This window comes from Pseudomonas sp. CAU 1711 (assembly GCF_039888625.1).
Classification (GTDB): Bacteria; Pseudomonadota; Gammaproteobacteria; order Pseudomonadales; family Pseudomonadaceae; genus Aquipseudomonas.
Window position 1 is genome coordinate 235808 of the sequence record NZ_JBDQQT010000001.1, and the last position, 14592, is coordinate 250399.

At 70.5% G+C, this 14592-nt stretch carries 13 protein-coding genes and 1 riboswitch; of the genes, 6 read left to right on the top strand and 7 right to left on the bottom strand.

Features of this window, described 5'->3' with window-relative positions:
• Window positions 1–2: 2 nt before the first annotated feature.
• From AAFN46_RS01025 to AAFN46_RS01045, 5 genes are all read right to left on the bottom strand, one after another.
• A complete protein-coding gene (locus tag AAFN46_RS01025; protein ID WP_347806825.1) occupies window positions 3–608 on the bottom strand; it encodes a tetratricopeptide repeat protein in 606 nt (201 codons plus the stop codon).
• Between the two features lie 151 nt (window positions 609–759).
• Window positions 760–2043: a glutamate-1-semialdehyde 2,1-aminomutase gene (hemL, locus tag AAFN46_RS01030; RefSeq protein WP_347806826.1), complete on the bottom strand. Its 1284-nt coding sequence runs from the start codon at window positions 2041–2043 to the stop codon at window positions 760–762.
• 18 nt (window positions 2044–2061) lie between these two features.
• Window positions 2062–2697, bottom strand: coding sequence for a thiamine phosphate synthase (thiE, locus tag AAFN46_RS01035; RefSeq protein WP_347806827.1), 636 nt, complete (start codon window positions 2695–2697; stop codon window positions 2062–2064).
• 12 nt (window positions 2698–2709) lie between these two features.
• On the bottom strand, window positions 2710–3507 hold the full coding sequence (locus AAFN46_RS01040) for a bifunctional hydroxymethylpyrimidine kinase/phosphomethylpyrimidine kinase (protein WP_347806828.1): 798 nt from the start codon (window positions 3505–3507) through the stop codon (window positions 2710–2712).
• Between the two features lie 28 nt (window positions 3508–3535).
• A complete protein-coding gene (locus AAFN46_RS01045) occupies window positions 3536–4288 on the bottom strand; it encodes a transporter substrate-binding domain-containing protein (protein ID WP_347806829.1) in 753 nt (250 codons plus the stop codon).
• A 158-nt stretch (window positions 4289–4446) separates the two neighbouring features.
• On the opposite strand from AAFN46_RS01045, the gene AAFN46_RS01050 reads away from it, so the two are divergent.
• The 5 genes from AAFN46_RS01050 to amrS all read left to right on the top strand — a co-directional run bounded on the left by AAFN46_RS01050 (window position 4447) and on the right by amrS (window position 11919).
• The gene (locus tag AAFN46_RS01050; RefSeq protein ID WP_347806830.1) at window positions 4447–6846 is read left to right on the top strand and encodes a 7TM diverse intracellular signaling domain-containing protein; all 2400 of its coding nucleotides are present in this window, start codon (window positions 4447–4449) and stop codon (window positions 6844–6846) included.
• Between the two features lie 165 nt (window positions 6847–7011).
• Window positions 7012–7647 carry a TetR family transcriptional regulator gene (locus AAFN46_RS01055; RefSeq protein WP_347806831.1) on the top strand — a complete coding sequence of 212 codons (636 nt, stop codon included), beginning with the start codon at window positions 7012–7014 and terminating at the stop codon, window positions 7645–7647.
• Window position 7648: 1 nt separating this feature from the next.
• Window positions 7649–9298, top strand: a complete 1650-nt coding sequence (locus tag AAFN46_RS01060) for an acyl-CoA dehydrogenase family protein (RefSeq protein WP_347806832.1) — start codon at window positions 7649–7651, stop codon at window positions 9296–9298.
• 205 nt (window positions 9299–9503) lie between these two features.
• Complete coding sequence (gene amrB / locus AAFN46_RS01065; RefSeq protein WP_347806833.1) at window positions 9504–10856, top strand: AmmeMemoRadiSam system protein B; 1353 nt, start codon at window positions 9504–9506, stop codon at window positions 10854–10856.
• Window positions 10849–11919 carry an AmmeMemoRadiSam system radical SAM enzyme gene (gene amrS, locus AAFN46_RS01070; RefSeq protein ID WP_347806834.1) on the top strand — a complete coding sequence of 357 codons (1071 nt, stop codon included), beginning with the start codon at window positions 10849–10851 and terminating at the stop codon, window positions 11917–11919. The genes amrB and amrS overlap by 8 nt, the downstream gene beginning before the upstream one ends.
• A 186-nt stretch (window positions 11920–12105) precedes the next feature.
• Here the strand turns inward: amrS and AAFN46_RS01075 are convergent, their stop codons facing one another.
• On the bottom strand, window positions 12106–13257 hold the full coding sequence (locus AAFN46_RS01075) for an MFS transporter (RefSeq protein ID WP_347806835.1): 1152 nt from the start codon (window positions 13255–13257) through the stop codon (window positions 12106–12108).
• Between the two features lie 105 nt (window positions 13258–13362).
• Complete coding sequence (locus AAFN46_RS01080; protein WP_347806836.1) at window positions 13363–13503, bottom strand: hypothetical protein; 141 nt, start codon at window positions 13501–13503, stop codon at window positions 13363–13365.
• 101 nt (window positions 13504–13604) lie between these two features.
• A riboswitch (cobalamin riboswitch) is annotated at window positions 13605–13800 on the top strand.
• A gap of 53 nt (window positions 13801–13853) precedes the next feature.
• Between AAFN46_RS01080 and AAFN46_RS01085 the strand changes: the two genes are divergently transcribed.
• A complete protein-coding gene (locus AAFN46_RS01085) occupies window positions 13854–14534 on the top strand; it encodes an energy-coupling factor ABC transporter permease (protein WP_347806837.1) in 681 nt (226 codons plus the stop codon).
• The last annotated feature ends 58 nt before the right edge of the window (window positions 14535–14592 follow it).

Sequence of the window (14592 nt, forward strand, 5' to 3'; positions counted from 1 at the left end):
CTCTAGTTGGGGGCGAAGGCCGGCGCCTGCGGGCTGCCGAAGGCGGAGCCCGGCGTGCTGGGGGCGGGGCTGAAGCCCGAGGGGCCGCTGTCGATCTGCTGCAGTTCCAGTAGATAGCTGCGGAAGATCTGCCCGAGTACCTGGCTGGCCACCTGCAGCTCCTCGCGGTCCATGCGCTCGGCGACCTGGTCGGCGCTGTCCATGGCCTCGTCCGAACCGTTCACCGCCGCCATCTTCAGCACTATGTAGGCCTGCACGTTGTTGGCCGGCACCCCCTCGCCCCGGTAGAACATGGTGCCCAGGCGCAGCTGGGCCTGGGCGTTGCCCTGCAGCGAGGACTGTTCGAACCAGCGCAGCGCCTGGGGCAGGTCGCGCGGGGCGCGCTGGCCGTCGTAGAAGAATTCGCCGAGCTCGTACTGGGCCTGGGCATCGCCCTGCTGGGCCAGTTGCCGGCAGGCCTCGACGGCCTGGGCGAGGTAGTCGGGCGGTGCGTTCAGCGCGCAGCGGGCGGTGGCCGGCACCAGCAGGGAGTTGTCGCCCGCGCTGGCCAGCAGGGGCGAAACGGACAGCAGGCAGCCCAGAAGCAGGGTGCGGCCGGTGCATTTCATGGAAATCGGAACGCCTCGCGAAACGGTCGGGCTTCATGCCCTGCCGGCGAAAGGCGCCGGCCGTCACATTATGTGATAAGCCGGGGCGTCCTTACAAAGTCTTTACCGGGATTTCCTGCCGGCCGCCTGCGCGGCCGGCAGTCCGGGCGCATCACTTGAGTTTGGCGAAGGCGCGCTCGGCGGCGGCGAGGGTGATCTGCAGCTCCTTCTCGCCATGGGCGATGGAGGTGAAGCCGGCCTCGAAGGCGCTCGGTGCCAGGTACACGCCGCCCTCCAGCATCAGGTGGAAGAACTGGTTGAAGCGTGCCGCGTCGCTGGCCATCACGTCGGCGAAGGTGACGATGTCGTCCGCGCCGCTGAAATACAGGCCGAACATGGCGCCGGCCTGAGTGGTGACGAAGGGGATGCCGGCGGCATCGGCGCGTTCCTGCAGGCCGGCCAGCATGCGGCCGGTGTAGTCGGCCAGTTCGGCGTGGAAGCCCGGGCGGCTGATCAGCTTGAGGGTGGTCAGGCCGGCGGCCATGGCCAGCGGGTTGCCCGACAGGGTGCCGGCCTGGTAAACCGGGCCGAGCGGGGCGATGCACTGCATGATCGCGCGCTTGCCGCCGAAGCAGCCGACCGGCATGCCGCCGCCGACTATCTTGCCGAAGGTCGACAGGTCCGGGGTCACGCCGTAGTGGGCCTGGGCGCCGCCGAGGGCGACGCGGAAGCCGGTCATCACCTCGTCGAAGATCAGCACCACGCCGTGCTTGTCGCACTGCGCGCGCAGGCCTTCGAGGAAGCCCGGGGCCGGCGGCACGCAGTTCATGTTGCCGGCGACCGGCTCGACGATGATGCAGGCGACGCTGTTGCCGACTTCGGCCAGGCACTTCTCCACGGCGGCCAGGTCGTTGAACGGCAGGGTCAGGGTGTGCTTGGCGAAGTCCGCCGGCACGCCGGCCGAGCTGGGCACGCCCTGGGTCAGCAGGCCGGAGCCGGCCTTGACCAGCAGGCTGTCGGAGTGGCCGTGGTAGCAGCCCTCGAACTTGATGATGGCGTCGCGCCCGGTGTAGCCGCGGGCCAGGCGGATGGCGCTCATGGTCGCCTCGGTGCCGGAGCTGACCATGCGCACCATGTCCATCGACGGCACCAGGCCGCACACCAGTTCGGCCATCTCGGTCTCCAGCGCGGTCGGCGCGCCATAGGACAGGCCGTGCTCCAGCTGGCGGCGCACCGCGTCGAGCACGTCCGGATGGGCATGGCCGAGGATCATCGGGCCCCAGGAGCCGACGTAGTCGACGTAGCGCTTGTCGTCCTCGTCCACCACATAGGCGCCTTCGGCGTGCTTGAAGAACAGCGGGGTACCGCCGACGCCGCGGAAGGCGCGCACCGGCGAGTTGACGCCGCCGGGGATGTGCTTCTGGGCGCTGGCGAAGAGGATTTCCGAACGGGACATGGCAGGACTTCTCTTAAATCAGGAGGACGGGAAGAGCACGCTGAAGGCGCGTGCGCGGCGTTCCACCTCGGCGGCGGTCGGCGCGGAAAACAGGGCGTGGATCACCGCCAGCAGGTCGGCGCCGGCGCGGATCAGCTGGCCGGCGTTATGCAGGTCGATGCCGCCGATGGCCACCAGCGGCAGCTGGAAATGGGCGCGCGCCTGGCCCAGCAGTTCGGGGCGCGCGGCCGGCGCGCCGGGCTTGGTCTGCGAGTTGAAGAAGCGGCCGAAGGCCAGGTAGCTGGCGCCTTCGCGGTTGGCCTCGGCGGCCAGCTGCAGCTCGGCGTGGCAGGTGGCGCCGATGATCGCCTGGCGCCCGAGCAGGGCGCGGGCGGCGGCCAGCGAGCCGTCGCCCTGGCCCAGGTGCAGGCCGACGCCGAGCTTGGCGGCCAGCTCGGCGTCGTCGTTGATGATCAGCTCGGCGCCGTGGCGGGCGCACAGCTCGGCCAGCTGCGAGGCCTCGCGCAGGCGCCGCGCGGCATCGCCGGACTTGTCACGGTATTGCAGCAGGCGGGCGCCGCCCTTGAGAGCCGCTTCCACATAGGGCAGCAGCCTGCCGCCTTCCAGCAGCTGGCTGTCGGTGATGGCATAGAGGCCACGCAGTTTGTCTTTCACGAATGCCTCTTCTTAGAGCGAGAAATCCAGCGGCAGGCGGCGCGGCACGAACTGGCCGTGGCCGGGCTGCTCGGCGTCGCGCAGGGTGCGCCAGGTGTAATCCAGGGCCGAGCGCACGGCGCTGACCACTTCCTCGCCCAGGGCCAGGCGGCCGGCCAGGGTGCTGGCCAGGGTGCAGCCGGAGCCGTGATAGCTGCCCGGCAGGCGCGCGCAGGTGAAGTCGTGGCGCGTGCCACCGCGCACATAGAGGCGGTTGTGCACTTCGCGCTCGTCGCCGTGGCCGCCGGTGATCAGCAGGTGCTGGCAGTGTGGCGCCAGTTTCGCCGCGCACTCGTCCGCCGTGCCCTCGGGCAGCTCGGCGAGGATGCGTGCCTCCGGCAGGTTCGGCGTGGCCACGGCGGCGATCGGCAGCAGACGCTCGCGCATGGCATAGCCGACGTCGTCCTTGCCCAGCGCGCCGCCGCCGCCGGCGCGCAGCACCGGGTCGCAGACCAGCGGCACGCCGGGCAACGCCTGCATGATCTCGACTACGGTATCGACCATCTCCACCGAGCCGAGCATGCCCAGCTTGACCGCCGCCACCGGCAGGTCGGCGATGACCGCGCGCGCCTGGGCCAGCACCCAGGCGCGGTCGAGCACGCGGAAGTCGGAGACGTTGACGGTGTCCTGCACGGTCAGCGCGGTGACCGTCGGGGCGGCGTGGCAGCCCTGGGCGAGCAGGGCCTCGATATCCGCCTGCAGGCCGGCGCCACCGCAGGGGTCATGGCCGGACAGGCAGAGGACGACGGGACGGGAGTTGTGTCTGTTCATGGCCGCCGAGCTTACCACCAAACGCCCGCTACAGGCCGTGGCGCTCGACCAGGCGTTGCAGCTCGCCGTTGTCGCGAATGATCTGCAGGCCACGGTTGAATGCTTTCAGCGTGTAGGCCGCATCCACCCGTCGCTTCGGCACCACCAGGTGCAGTGTCGGCTGCAGCAGGGGCGGCTGGATCAGCTCGATGTCCGCCTGTCGCTGCGGGAAGTGCTCGCGCAACAGCGACTGGGCCACCAGATGGTCGATGAAAATCAGGTCCACGCGGCCGGCCAGGAGTTTGCTCAGGTTCTGCTGGTCGTCGCGGGCGAAGTCCCGCTGCAGGCTCGGGTCCGAGTCCAGCAAGGGGTGGTTGAGATAGCCTCTGACCAGGCCGATCTTCAGCCCGTGCAGTTCGGGGAAGCCGGTCGGTCCGTGATCGCCGTAACGCAGCGGCAGATCGCGCTCGCGCAGCTTGACCAGCCCGGCGGGGCCGCCGGGGAAGGCTTCCGAAAAAAGCAGGTTGGGCCGTTGTTCGGGGTCGTAATACTCGGGGAACAGGCCATCGACCTTGCCCTGGCGGACCAGGCTCAGGGCCCTGGCCCAGGGGTAGTAACGCACTTCCACGTCGATATCGACGGCGGCGAACGCGGCGCTGACGACCGCCGTGGCATAGCCGCCGTCTGGCAGGGCCTGGCTCGTGTAGGGAGGCCACTCCAGGGTGCTCAGGTACAGTCTCTGCTCGGCAAGCGCGTGCAGTGGTGCCATGGCAAGCAGGTAAAGCAACGCCAGCAACTTCATGGGGCCATTCCTCGGATGCGTACCCTTAAGCCGCTCTCTGGGAGACTTTCCTCTGGCGGGGCCAGACTGCTAGAGTTTGGCCGATCAATCAAATATTGCCTGCAAGGGCGCCTGTGGCCGGGTGGCCGCGGGTTGTTCACAGGCTCTGATGGAGCCGCATGCGCTGTTTACTGCTCGGGCTGCTTTGCCTGATACCTCTGCTGGCGCATGCCGTCGAGTTCGACGAGCAGGCCCGCTATCTGCCGCTCGGCCAACACATGCAGGTGTTCGAGGACGTGCGCGGCGACGCGACCATCGACCAGGTCAGCTCGGCGGCACTGGATGCCAGTTTCCGCACCAATGGCAAGCCGGTGCTGAACGCCGGCTATTCGCGCTCGGTGTTCTGGCTGCGCATCGACCTGCTGTACCGACCGCTCGAGTCCGACGGCCCGAAGAGCTGGCTACTGGAGCTGGCCTACCCGCCGCTCGACCACTTGGACCTGTACCTGCCGGACGGTGCCGGCGGCTATCGCCTGGCCGGGCGTACCGGCGATGCCTTGCCCTTCTCCAGCCGGCAGATCGCGCAGAACAACTACCTGTTCAATCTCGAGCTGCAGCCCGGGCAGCCGCAGCGCGTGTACCTGCGCGCGCAGAGCCAGGGCTCGATGCAGATGCCGCTCGGCCTGTGGTCGCCGGAGGCCTTCATCGAGGCGCAGCCCTCGCGCATCTATGTGCTCGGCATCATCTACGGCGTGCTGCTGGTGATGCTGATCTACAACCTGTTCATCTTTCTCAGCGTCCGCGACACCAGCTACCTCTACTACATCCTCTACATCGCCTCCTTCGGCCTCTATCAGGTCTCGGTCAACGGCGCCGGCATCCAGTTCTTCTGGCCGGACAACCCCTGGTGGGCCAATGCCTCCACGCCCTTCCTGATCGGCTCGGCGGCGCTGTTCGGCTGCCAGTTCGCCCGCAGCTTCCTGCACACCGGCGAGCACAGCCCCTGGGTCGACCGCAGCCTGTTGCTGCTGATGGCCATCGGCGCCCTGGTGATGGTGCTGGCGCTGGTCACCAGCTACGCCACCGCCCTGCGCCTGGCCACTTACCTGGCGCTGGCCTTCACCGTGGTGATCTTCAGCGCCGGCGTGCTGGCCTGGCTGCGCGGCATGCGCGTGGCGCGCTACTTCATCTTCGCCTGGACCGCCTTCCTGCTGGGCGGGGCGATCAACACCCTGATGGTGCTGGGTTACCTGCCCTACAGCTTCTTCACCATGTACGCCAGCCAGTTCGGCTCGGCGCTGGAGGTGGGCCTGCTGTCGCTGGCCCTGGCCGACCGGATCAACGCCATGAAGGAGGAGCGCGCGCGCATCCTGCAGCAGGCCGGCGCCGAGCTGGAAGTGCTCAACCGTGAGCTGGCCGAGAGCAACCGCCTCAAGGACGAATTCCTCGCCACCGTCACCCACGAACTGCGCACGCCGATGAACGGGGTGATCGGCTCGCTGGAGCTGATGCAGACGCTGAAGATGGACGTCGAGCTGGAGCAGTACCAGAAGACCGCCGCCACCTCGGCCCGCGACATGATGCGCATGGTCGGCGACATCCTCGCCCTCACCGAGCTGCAGGCCGGCAAGCTCTACCCGCGGCGCGAGCCTTTCAGCCTGCGCGGGATGATCGACGGCCTGCGCGCCCAGTACGGCGCGCGGGCCCACGACAAGGGCCTGGATTTCGTCGTGGAACTGGAGGACAGCCTGCCGGACACCCTGGAAGGCGACGCCGCCAAGCTGGGCCAGGCCCTGGGCTACCTGCTGGACAACGCCATCAAATTCACCCACCAGGGCCAGGTCACCCTCCGGGTGCAGGCCGCCGGGCCGCTGGCCGGCGACATGCCGCTGCGCATCGAGGTGCTGGACACCGGCATCGGCTTCGTCACACCGGAAGGCGGCAAGCTGTACCAGCGCTTCCGCCAGCTGGATGGCTCCATGACCCGTCAGTACGGCGGCCTGGGCATCGGCCTGGCACTCTGCCGGCAACTGGTCGAGCTGCTCGGCGGGCGCCTGCAGCACCAGTCGCAGCCCGGCCGGGGCAGTGTCTTCGGCATCGACCTGACCCTCGATCTGCCGGCCCAGGCGCGCGATGTCCAGCTGCCCATGCGCCGCCTCGGTGGCGTGCCGACGCGCCACCCGGAGCAGTGCACCGTGCTGATCGTCGAGGACAACGCGATCAACCAGCTGGTGACGCGCGGCATGCTGCTCAAGCTGGGCTATCGGGTGCGCACCGCCGACAACGGCGCGGAGGCCCTGGAGATGCTGCGCAGCGAGCCGATAGACGCCGTGCTGCTGGACTGCCAGATGCCGGTGATGGACGGCTTCGCCACCTGCCGGGCGCTGCGCCACCTGCCGGGCTGCGCCGAGCTGCCGGTGCTGGCGATCACCGCCCACGGCCACAGCGGCGACCGCGAGCGCTGCCTGGCCGCCGGCATGAGCGACTACCTGGCCAAGCCGGTGAAGTTCCTCGAGCTGCAGACCCTGCTGCACGACTGGGTGCTGTGCCAGCCGGCCACCACCGAAACGACCTCCTAGCAGCGGCTTGTGGCGCTCGCCCGGGGTGGCAAGCGCCCCGGCTTTTCCGCCTCAGGGCTGCCCCTATGCGATCCGCTAAAGCCGCCATTTTTGGCGCAAATGCCGTTGTCCATAAGAAATGAATCGTGATTCACTGTCGGTATTCACTGAATCCGGATTCATTGCATGACCTATCGCACCACCGCCGCCCGTCTCGACCGTGCCCAGGAGCTGCGCGAGCGCATTCTCCAGTGCGCCCATGCGCGGGTCGTCGAGGGCGGTTTCGCCAGCCTGACCATGCAGGCCCTGGCCGAGGACGTCGGCATCGCCACCGGCAGCCTGTACCGCCATTTCGGCGGCAAGGGCGAGCTGGCCGCCGAAGTCTTCAGCAATGCCAGCCGCGTCGAGGTGGAGGCCTTGGCCGAGGTGCTGCGCGGCCCCGGCAGCGCCACCCGGCGCCTGGCCGCCGGTCTCGGCCAGTTCGCCGCGCGCGCCTGGCACAGCCGCCGCCTGGCCTTCGCCCTGATCGCCGAGCCGGTCGACCCCGAGGTGGACGAGCAGCGCCTGCTGTACCGCGAGGCCTATGCCGAGCTGTTCGTCGACCTGCTCGACGAGGGCCGGCGCAGCGGCGAGTTCCGCGTCGCCCAGGTCAACCTGGTGGCCGCCTGCCTGGTCGGCGCCATCGCCGAGGCCCTGGTCGGCCCGCTCTCGCCACCGGCCCGCGCGGCGCGCGATGCCGGCCTGGCGGCGCCCGAGCTGGCCGACGTCAGCCAAGCCCTGATCACCTTCTGCCTGCGCGCCGTCGGCGCACCGGAGTCCTGAGATGTCCCTGCAGCAGTACGCGGAAACCCACGAAGTGTTCAACCAGGTGCCGAGCCTGGACGGCGCCAACCTCTATCGCCTCGACCTGCCGCTGCAGGAGTGGCTGCGCCGCTACGACGGCGGCTGGGCCGAGAACCGGCTCGACGCCTACGGCGCCCTGGCCGGCGGCGCGCTGATGCAGGCCGGCTTCCTTGCCAACGAGCACAAGCCGGTGTTCAAGAGCCACGACCGCTACGGCAATCGCATCGACCTGGTGGAGTTCCACCCGGCCTACCACGAGCTAATGCGCACGGCCATCGAGCACGGCCTGCCTTCGCTGCCCTGGCGCGACCCGCGCGCCGGCGCGCAGGTCGCCCGCGCCGGCCTGACCTACCTGCACAGCCAGGCCGAGGCGGCCAGCGGCTGCCCCCTGACCATGACCTTCGCCGCCGTGCCGGCGCTGCGCCTGCAGCCCGACGTGGCCGAGGTCTGGCTGCCGAAGATCCTCTCGACCGAGTACGACCCGCGCAACCTGCCGCTCGCGCAGAAAACCGGCGCCACCATCGGCATGGCCATGACCGAGAAGCAGGGCGGCACCGACGTGCGCGCCAACACCACCCGCGCCTACCCGGTCGGCGTCGGCGGCCCGGGCCAGGCCTACGAGCTGGTCGGGCACAAGTGGTTCTGCTCGGCGCCGATGTGCGACGCCTTCCTCACCCTGGCCCAGACCGACAGGGGGCTGTCCTGCTTCCTGCTGCCGCGCCACCGCCCGGACGGCACGCGCAACCAGTTCTACATCCAGCGCCTGAAGAACAAGCTGGGCAACTGGGCCAACGCCTCCAGCGAGGTGGAGTACCGCGGCGCCCTGGCCTGGATGATCGGCGAGGAGGGCCGCGGCGTGCCGACCATCATCGAGATGGTGGCCATGACCCGCTTCGACTGCATGGTCGGCTCCAGCAGCCTGATGCGCCAGGCCCTGACCCAGGCCGCGCACCACTGCGCGCACCGCCAGGTCGGCGGCAGGCTGCTGGCCGACCAGCCGCTGATGCAGAACGTGCTGGCCGACCTGGCCCTGGAGAGCGAGGCGGCGCTGGCGCTCTCCATGCGCATGGGCCGCGCGCTGGATCATCTGCACGACGAGCGGGAGGACAAGTTCGCCCGCCTGGTCACCGCCATCGGCAAGTACTGGATCTGCAAGCGCGCGCCGGAAATGATCTACGAGGCCAGCGAGTGCATGGGCGGCGCCGGCTACGTCGAGGAAACCATACTGCCGCGGCTGTACCGCGAGGCGCCGGTCAACTCGATCTGGGAAGGCTCGGGCAACGTGCAGTGCCTGGACGTGCTGCGCGCCCTGTCCAAGGAGCCGGGCGTGCTCGACGCGCTGTTCAATGAGCTGGGCGACGGCCATGGCGACGCGCGCCTGAAGGCGCATATCGAGCGGCTCAAGGCCGGCTTCAGTGATACCGCCGACATCCAGTACCGCGCCCGCCAGCTCACCGAGGACACCGCCGTGGCGCTGCAGGCCAAGCTGCTGCTGGAGGCCGGCAACGCCACCGTCAGCGACGCCTTTATCGCCAGCCGCCTGGACGGCCGTGGCCGGGTCTACGGCACCCTGCCGCGTGGCATCGATGCCGAGGCGCTGGTGGCCCGCGCGACGCCCCACCTGGCCTGATTTCCCCTCTCCCCCGGGAGAGGGACGGGGGCTCGTAGGATGGGTGGCGCGTAGCGCTGCCCATCGACTCAGGCGCTGGGTCACGCCTGTGGCTAACCCAGCCTACGCATCGATGCTCCTTCTCCCCGGAGAGGGCGCCTATGCATTCGTCGCCTGGCGCCCCCTGGGCGGCGTGGCGCCTTAACCTGTTCATGAGGTGATGCCCATGCACAGCGTTCGTCCCGCCGCGGTGGCCGGGCTTTTCTACCCGGCCGATCCTGCCCAACTCTCCGCCGAGCTGCGGCGCCTGCTGGCGGCGGCCGAGCCGCTCGCCGAGCGACCCGCGCCCAAGGTGCTGCTGGTGCCGCATGCCGGCTACCTCTACTCCGGCCCGGTGGCGGCCAGCGCCTATGCCGGCCTGCGCCCGCTGGCCGGGCGCATACGCCGGGTGGTGCTGCTCGGCCCGGCGCATCGGGTGGCGCTGCGCGGCCTGGCGCTGCCGGCGGCCGAGCGCTTCGCCACGCCGCTCGGCGAGGTCGAGCTGGATGAAGAGGCGCGCGCCCTCATCGCCTACCTGCCGCAGGTGCGCACCAGCGAGGCGGCGCACGCCCTGGAGCATTCCCTGGAGGTGCAGCTGCCCTTCCTGCAGGCCGTGCTGGGCGAGTTCCGCCTGCTGCCGCTGGCGGTGGGCGAGGCCAGCCCCGCGGAGGTGGCCGAGGTGCTGGAGCGCCTGTGGGGCGGCGCCGAGACGCTGATCCTGATCAGCTCCGACCTGTCCCACTACCTGCCCTACGAGCAGGCCTGCAGCCTCGACCGCGCCAGCCTGCGGCAGATCCTCGCGGCGCGCGGCCCGCTCGATCACCAGCAGGCCTGCGGCGCCACGCCGCTCAACGGCCTGCTGGCCCTGGCCGAGCGCCATGGCCTGCGCGGCGAGCTGCTCGACCTGCGCAATTCCGGCGACACCGCCGGCGACAAGGCGCGGGTGGTCGGCTATGCCGCCGTGGCCTTCTACGAGCCCGGCGCGCGGGTCGAGGAGCACGGCCCGGCGCTGCTGGCCGAGGCGCGCGACGCCATCGAGCGCGAGCTGGGTGGCGTCGGCCGCGCGCTGTCGGGGGCGGACTGGCTGGAGCGTCCCGGCGCCTGCTTCGTCACCCTTACCCGGGGCGGTCGCCTGCGCGGCTGCATCGGCAGCCTGGAGGCCCATCGCAGCCTGCGCGAGGACGTGCGCGACAACGCGGTCGGTGCGGCCTGCCGCGACCCGCGCTTCGCTCCGCTGCAGGCCGAGGAGCTGGCCGCCACGCGCATCGAGGTGTCGCTGCTGGGGCCCCAGGAGGCGCTGCCCTGCGCCGACGAGGCCGAGGCCCTGGCGCTGCTGCGCCCGGGGCACGACGGCCTGGTGCTGGAGTTCGCCGGGCAGCGCGTCACCTTCCTGCCGCAGGTCTGGGCGCATCTGCCGCAGCCTGCCGAGTTCCTCGCCGAGCTCAGGCACAAGGCCGGCCTGGCGGCCGACTTCTGGCACCCCGAGCTGCGCCTGTCGCGCTACGCCGTGCGCAAGTGGCGGGAGGCCTACCATGACTGACTATCCCGGCCGCTGGTGGCACCGCCTGGAAGACGGCCGCATCCAGTGCGACCTGTGTCCGCGCGACTGCAAGCTGCGCGCCGGCCAGCGCGGCGCCTGTTTCGTGCGCCAGTGCGACGGCGAGCAGATGGTGCTGACCACCTACGGCCGTTCCTCCGGCTTCTGCATCGACCCGATCGAGAAGAAGCCGCTCAACCACTACCTGCCCGGCAGCTCGGTACTGTCCTTCGGCACCGCCGGCTGCAACCTGGCCTGCAAGTTCTGCCAGAACTGGGACATCAGCAAGTCGCGCGAGATGGACAGCCTGCTGGACCAGGCCAGCCCCGAGCGCATCGCCCGCGCCGCCGTCGAGGCCGGCTGCGCCAGCGTGGCCTTCACCTACAACGACCCGGTGATCTTCGCCGAGTACGCCATCGACACCGCCCGGGCCTGCCGCGCGCTGGGCCTGCACCCGGTGGCGGTGACCGCCGGCTATATCCATGCCGAGCCCAGGCGCGAGTTCTACGCGGCGATGGACGCGGCCAACGTCGACCTCAAGGCCTTCACCGAGGAGTTCTACTTCCGCTTAAGCGGCGCCCACCTGCAGCCGGTGCTGGATACCCTGGTCTACCTGTGCCACGAGACGCAGGTGTGGACCGAGATCACCACCCTGCTGATCCCCGGTTACAACGACGGCAATGCCGAGATCGAGGCGCTGTGCCGCTGGGTGCGCGACGAACTGGGCGAGGAGGTGCCGCTGCACTTCACCGCCTTCCATCCCGACTTCAAGATGCTCGACGTGCCGCCGACGCCGCCCGAGACCCTCAGCCGCGCCCGTGCCATCGGCCTGGCCCAGGGCCTGCGCCACGTCTACACCGGCAACGTGCACGACACCGAGGGCGGCACCACCTTCTGCCCCGGCTGCGGCGCCGCGCTGATCGTGCGCGACTGGCACCGCATCCTGCACTACCGGCTCGACGACGACGGCCACTGCTTGGCCTGCGGCCGGCGCCTGGTCGGGCGCTTCCGCCCCTTCGCCGGCGCCTTCGGCCAGCGCCGCATCCCGGTGCGCCTGAGCGCCTAGGCAGGGGCGCCATGTGGCGAACCCCCGATGCGACGGCGATGGGAATCGCTGCGCGGCTCGACCCATCCTAGGTGCTAGCCCCTCTCCCTCCGGGAGAGGGTTGGGGTGAGGGAGCGTCTCCGAGCCGTCTGACGTGGCCCTCACCTCCGGCCCCTCTCCCATGGGGAGAGGGGAGCCACACTCCACCTAGGCCGTGCGCGCGGCCCTGCGCCGCAGGGCGCCGGCGGCGCTCACCACGAACAGGCTGGCGGCCAGGCACAGCGCCAGCGGCAGGCCCTGCGGGCCGCTGGCCATCAGCGCGCCGCTGAGCAGCGGGCCGAGCAGGCTGCCGACGCCCCACAGCAGGCCGACGCAGGCGTTGGCGGTGATCAGGTCGGGGCCGCGGAAGTGCTGGCCGATCAGCACCAGGGCCAGGGTATAGATGCCGCCGGCGGCCGCGCCGAGCAGCACCAGCGCCGGCCACAGCAGCGTGCGCTGTTCGATCAGCCAGGGCAGGGCCAGGCCCAGCGCCAGGGTCAGCACCCCGCAGGCCAGGTGCAGGGCGCGCCGGTCGAGGCGGTCGGACAGCCAGCCCAGCGGCACCTGAAACAGCATGTCGCCGGCCAGGATCACGCTGGCCATCAGCGCCGCCACGCCCAGCGCCCAGCCGTGGGCGCCGGCGTACAGCGGAAACAGCGACAGCACCACGGCATCGAAGAAGGCGAAGAACAGCACGCCCAGGCACAGGGCCGGCGCCACGCGGACGAAGCCGAGCAGGGAGAAGCGCCGTGGCGCCTGCTCGGCCGGCTCCGACCCGTGCGCCGGCAGGCTGTGCCAGACCAGCGCCAGGGCCAGCAGGTTGGCCAGCAGCACCAGCAGCACCGGCCAGGCGCTGGCGGCGCCGAACAGGCTGATCAGCAGCGGGCCGCCCAGCTGGCAGCCGGTGAAGCAGGCCGCGTACAGCGCCACCACCTGACCGCGCCTGCTTTCGTTGCACAGCTCGTTGACCCAGCTCTCGCCCAGTATCACCAGCACGCCCATGCCCAGGCCCAGCAGCAGGCGCGCGGCGACCAGCAGCACCAGCGACGGCGCCTCCGCCAGCAGGGCGAGCAGGCCGAGCAGGCACAGGACGAAACAGCCCAGGTACAGCGAGCGGCCGCTGAACTGACGGCACAGGCGGTTCACCAGCAGGGCGGCGAGCATCATGCCGGCCGCCGGCAGGGCGGACATCAGGCCGATGACCAGGCTGCCGAAGCCGGTCTGGTGCAGGCGCAGCGCCACCAGCGGCAGGGTGGCGCCCATGCTCAGGCCGACCACGGACACGGCGAAGATCAGGACGAACAATGACCAGCGATGCATATCTCTCTCCCGCCCGTTTGCGGCCCGGGCGCGGCCAATAGCGATGAGCCCCCGCGCGGCGGGCGCGCGAGGCGATGGAGCGGCGCCGAGGCGGCCGCGGAAGGCTCAGCGGCAGCGGGGAGGAGAGAAGGTGAAGGCGAACAGCACGCTGCGCCGGCGCTTGAGCTTGGCGTCGCCCGGCCGGGTGCGCGCCAGCAGCTCGGGATCGGGCTGGGCGGAGCAGGGCAGGTGGGCGAGCGACAGCATGGCGGTAGAGCGTGTGGTCGGGAATGGGGCCGCGCAGTCTAGGCCCGGGGCTGGTCGGGGTCAACGCGCGGCGGACGGGCTGTCTTTTGTCGGGCCGGAGCGCTAAGGTGGCCGCCGATGGTTCCGCCTGCGGGCGGATGAAAAGGGAACAGGGTGCGGCGCATGTCGCCAACGCCCTGGCTGCCCCCGCAACTGTAAGCGGCGAGCGAAGCCCACACGCCACTGGCCCCAGGCCGGGAAGGCGGGCGGAGCGCCGAGCCGCGAGCCAGGAGACCTGCCATCGCCCAGGGGCCCCGCGCCCGACCCTCTCATCCAGATCGCCGCGCGGTGGGCGCGGCAAAGGAACCCATATGCACATCGAACCCGGCGTCGTCGAAGGCGCCAAGCTCTTGCTCAGTTATGCCACCGCCAGCGCCGCCTTTGGCCTGAGCCTCAAGCTGGCCCGTGACAGCCTGCGCGACAACGGCGGCGCGCTGGCCCTGGCCCTGCGCAGCCTGATCGCCACGGCCCTGGTGTTCTGCTTCTTCGAGGTCCTGCCGCACCATCCGGTGGGCGTCTCCGAGGTGCACCTGATCCTCGGCTCGACCCTGCTGCTGCTGTTCGGTGCCGGCGCCGCGGCCGTCGGTCTGGCCACCGGCCTGCTGCTCCAGGGCCTGCTCTTCGCCCAGTTCGACCTGCCGCAGTACGGCATGAACGTCACCACCCTGCTGCTGCCGCTGTGGGGCATCCAGCTGCTGGCCAGGCGCATCATCCCGGCGCGCACCGCTTATGTGGACACCTCCTACAAGCAGGCGCTGGCCCTGTCCACCGCCTACCAGGGCGGCATCGTCGCCTGGGTGGCCTTCTGGGCCTTCTACGGCAACGGTTTCGGCGCCGACAACCTGGCCTCGGTGGGCAGCTTCGGCCTGGCCTACATGAGCGTGATCCTGCTCGAGCCGCTGGTCGACCTCGGCGTGCTGGCGCTCGCCAAGTCCCTGTCCCGCTACAGCCAGGGCCCGCTGTTCAACGTGCGCCTGCACCAGCCGGCCTGATCCCGCCGCCCGGCCGGAGTTCCGCTCCGGCTGTCTCGGCGTCGCGCCAACGCGGCCC

Coding starts and splice junctions, on each gene's coding strand:
- AAFN46_RS01025 (WP_347806825.1), bottom strand. CDS start 608: ATGAAATGCACCGGCCGCACCCTGCTTCTGGGCTGCCTGCTGTCCGTT.
- hemL (WP_347806826.1), bottom strand. CDS start 2,043: ATGTCCCGTTCGGAAATCCTCTTCGCCAGCGCCCAGAAGCACATCCCC.
- AAFN46_RS01040 (WP_347806828.1), bottom strand. CDS start 3,507: ATGAACAGACACAACTCCCGTCCCGTCGTCCTCTGCCTGTCCGGCCAT.
- AAFN46_RS01045 (WP_347806829.1), bottom strand. CDS start 4,288: ATGAAGTTGCTGGCGTTGCTTTACCTGCTTGCCATGGCACCACTGCAC.
- AAFN46_RS01050 (WP_347806830.1), top strand. CDS start 4,447: ATGCGCTGTTTACTGCTCGGGCTGCTTTGCCTGATACCTCTGCTGGCG.
- AAFN46_RS01055 (WP_347806831.1), top strand. CDS start 7,012: ATGACCTATCGCACCACCGCCGCCCGTCTCGACCGTGCCCAGGAGCTG.
- AAFN46_RS01060 (WP_347806832.1), top strand. CDS start 7,649: ATGTCCCTGCAGCAGTACGCGGAAACCCACGAAGTGTTCAACCAGGTG.
- amrB (WP_347806833.1), top strand. CDS start 9,504: ATGCACAGCGTTCGTCCCGCCGCGGTGGCCGGGCTTTTCTACCCGGCC.
- amrS (WP_347806834.1), top strand. CDS start 10,849: ATGACTGACTATCCCGGCCGCTGGTGGCACCGCCTGGAAGACGGCCGC.
- AAFN46_RS01075 (WP_347806835.1), bottom strand. CDS start 13,257: ATGCATCGCTGGTCATTGTTCGTCCTGATCTTCGCCGTGTCCGTGGTC.
- AAFN46_RS01080 (WP_347806836.1), bottom strand. CDS start 13,503: ATGCTGTCGCTCGCCCACCTGCCCTGCTCCGCCCAGCCCGATCCCGAG.
- AAFN46_RS01085 (WP_347806837.1), top strand. CDS start 13,854: ATGCACATCGAACCCGGCGTCGTCGAAGGCGCCAAGCTCTTGCTCAGT.